The organism is Allobosea sp. P1_A7, from assembly GCF_056406775.1.
The window spans coordinates 1-1,625 of record NZ_JBFTZN010000541.1 but is presented as its reverse complement, the minus strand read 5'-3'; the positions used below and the strand labels follow the sequence as shown (position 1 = coordinate 1,625).

Annotated in this window: 1 protein-coding gene and 1 pseudogene; one reads left to right on the top strand and one right to left on the bottom strand. The window is 63.1% G+C overall.

Features of this window, described 5'->3' with window-relative positions; all coding sequences use genetic code 11:
• A pseudogene (locus tag AC1D34_RS37425) lies at window positions 1-336 on the bottom strand (MFS transporter); the annotation flags it as partial.
• 131 nt (window positions 337-467) lie between these two features.
• Between AC1D34_RS37425 and AC1D34_RS37420 the strand changes: the two are divergent.
• A complete protein-coding gene (locus AC1D34_RS37420) occupies window positions 468-1,394 on the top strand; it encodes a LysR family transcriptional regulator (RefSeq protein ID WP_441508972.1) in 927 nt (308 codons plus the stop codon).
• The last annotated feature ends 231 nt before the right edge of the window (window positions 1,395-1,625 follow it).

Genomic DNA, 1,625 nt, shown 5'->3' with positions numbered 1-1,625 from the left:
ACCGAGCATCAGCACCGCGAAGTTCGGGGCGGCCGCGACCAGGACCAGCGAGACCAGCATGAAGGCCGTCATCGCGACCAGGACCCATTTCCGGTTCAGCGTCCCGGCGGCCGTGGTGATGACCATGCTCGCCGCCACCGCGAAGAGACCGCTGATCGAGATCGCTTGACCCGTCTGGCCCTCGGTCGCGCGCAACCCCTCGGCCATCGGCGTCAGCAGGCTGACCGGCATGAACTCGGAAGCGATCAGCATCGCCACGCAAAGCGCCATCGAGAGGACGGCGCCCCAGGCGGCGGTCGGCTTGGTTCCTTCCTCCGATACGGCGGTAGCCGCCATGTTGGGTCGCTCCTGCATCTGTTGATGCCGTGCAAAATAGTGGTTCAGGCTCGGAACGATTACCCGCCGAAATTGGAATGCACTGATCGATGTGATCGATTAATCTCGGCGGGCAGACACCGAGGGTTCTCATGGACAAGACCGATCTCAACCAGCTCCGGTGGTTTCAGATCGTGGCCGAGGAGCACAGCTTCACCCGGGCGGCGGCGAAGATCGGCGTCGCGCAATCGACTCTCAGCTACGCGATCAAGCAGCTCGAAGATCGCATGGGCGTTCGCCTTCTGACCCGGACCACGCGCAATGTCGCGACCACGACCGCGGGCGAGCGCTTGCTCCAGACGATCACGCCGCGGATCGCGGAGATCGAGGACGAGATCGCGGCGCTGACGGCGTTGCGCGACAAGCCGTCGGGCTCGGTCAGGCTGACACTATCCGACCATGCGCTTGAAAGCGTGGTCTGGCCGAAGCTCAGGCCGGTCCTGCGGGATTATCCCGACATCAATGTCGAACTGATCCTCGACAGCACCTTCCGCAACATCGTCGAGGAGGGTTTCGACGCAGGGGTCCGTCTGGGTGAGAGCGTCGAGAAGGACATGATCGCGGTCCGCATCGGCCCGGACTGGCGRCTGGTAGCGGTCGCTTCGCCCGGATATCTCGCTGCGCACGGAGTGCCGGACCATCCTCAGGACCTAGTCGGGCATGTCTGCATCAACATGCGCCACGAAACAGCCGGCGGGCTTTATGCTTGGGAGTTCGAAAAAGCCGGAAAGGAATTGCGTGTCCGGGTGAGCGGCCAGCTCACCTTCAACAACTCCTACGCCATGATCGATGCGGCGGTGAACGGCTATGGCATCGCCTACGTCCCCGACGACATAGTGGAGCGGCAGATCGCGTCGGGCGAACTGGTCCTGGTGCTGGACGACTGGTCGCCCTTTTTCGACGGCTATTTCCTTTACTATCCCAGCCGCCGCCAGAACCTTCCCGCCTTCAAGGTCGTTGTCGACGCTTTGCGCTACCGAAGCCAGGCAGGATCAGGACGGTCTTCTGGCCTGGGCTGAAAGTCCGCTTTCCGGCAGGCCTCGAATGTCCGGAGTTGGCGCATCCGGACCGGTGCATTGGCACATGTAAGAGGTCGGCTTCCCACCGAGGCCGTGTGCAAACGCGCTATTGGGATGCCTGAGGTGTGCGCCGCGTCGTCTGCGGGTGAAGTTGGACGAGAGTCGCGGCGACCCTTTCAGGTCCGCATCGCCAGAATGAGCGGCCCAGCGCCAAGGATGGCGATCACTCTC